The 1,302-nt window shown below is 37.6% G+C and carries 1 protein-coding gene; it reads left to right on the forward strand.

The genetic code is table 11. The features are described from left to right. Positions 1–838 (forward strand): RHS repeat-associated core domain-containing protein (locus OQ268_RS17775; protein ID WP_265858159.1); only part of this gene is annotated, 838 nt, incomplete at its 5' end. Between the last annotated feature and the right edge of the window lie 464 nt (positions 839–1,302).

Here is a 1,302-nt window from a genome sequence, read left to right on the forward strand (position 1 = left end):
CGATCCTGTAATTGCAAGGTGGAACGTGGTGGATAAGAAGTCTGAGCTGTATTTCAGCCATTCTCCCTATGTTTATGCACTAAATACACCCACCAATGCCGTTGACCCCGATGGAAACTTAGTGATCTTTATCAATGGAAATCATTTTGGAGAGGGAGCCACAGGATATGAAAGTTGGCGAAAAGGAACGAGTAGTTATAACTGGAGGGGCTCTAATGATTATTGGAACAGTGGCGGTAAATCATTTGATGGCGCAGTAATGAGACAATTGGGAGATAACAAGTCTATTTATAGAGATGGAGCTATTGGAGGTTGGTTTGGTTTTGCCTCAGACAACCCAATAGGTGTTAATACGGCTTCAGGTAGAGATAGGGATGGTTTTGGTCAAGGAAAGAGAGATGCGGCAACAATAATTGCAAATTTGGCAAGAGACAAGCAGGGAAATATCATTGAGTCAATAAAAATTATTACCCATAGTATGGGGGGTGCATATGGCAAAGGATATGTTGAAGCGTTGAAAAAATATATAAGTTCCTTGCCCAAAGAACTACAAGCCCAAATAAAAATAACTCTCGTAGCCGATTTTGATCCTTTCCAAGCAGGAAGTCTTGATGCAGACCCAAATATATTTACCCAACAATTTAGTCATATTGGCAAAAAAGGGCGAAAATCCTCAGATAGAATGGGGTGGTTAGCTAATGAAGTTCAGGGAGGTGTAGACGAATACTATGAGAATAAGACCGATTCTTCTCATAGTATCACTACTTTTTTTAATGATATAAGTAAGTTGAAAGAAGGCACATATAAGTGGGACGGATCGAAATGGGTACAACAATAAGGGTGTTTAATTAAAACTTAAGAGGCATTACATATGATTATTTGGTTTCTTTTACAAAGTTTACTAACGTTTATTAGCTTTATCGTACTAGTAAGGTTTGGTAATTATAGTGGAGGTGCTGTTGGTATGACGCCACTAGCGGTACTGTTAGCATTGTCAATTCAGTTTATAAGTTCTATTATTCTGTATTTTGCCTTAAGGAAACGCGTTAAGACTCATCAGAATTACTTTTTTTTTATTGCAAATATGATATTGTACGAATTATCATTTGTTGCTTTTTCCCAAGGTATGCCTGTTATGAATATTTTTAAGTCAGGTTTTGAAGGGTTTATTGATAGATGCTATACTTTTTCGTCAATTATTTCGGGCATATGTATGATAATAGCTTTCTTGTTGCTTAAGCTAAAAAGAACTTAATCCCCACGCTGGTGCGAGCGTGTCGCTCGTACCAAGAATAGAATCAG

Origin of the sequence: Pedobacter sandarakinus (assembly GCF_026240095.1) — a bacterium.
Taxonomy (GTDB): Bacteria; Bacteroidota; Bacteroidia; order Sphingobacteriales; family Sphingobacteriaceae; genus Pedobacter; species Pedobacter sandarakinus.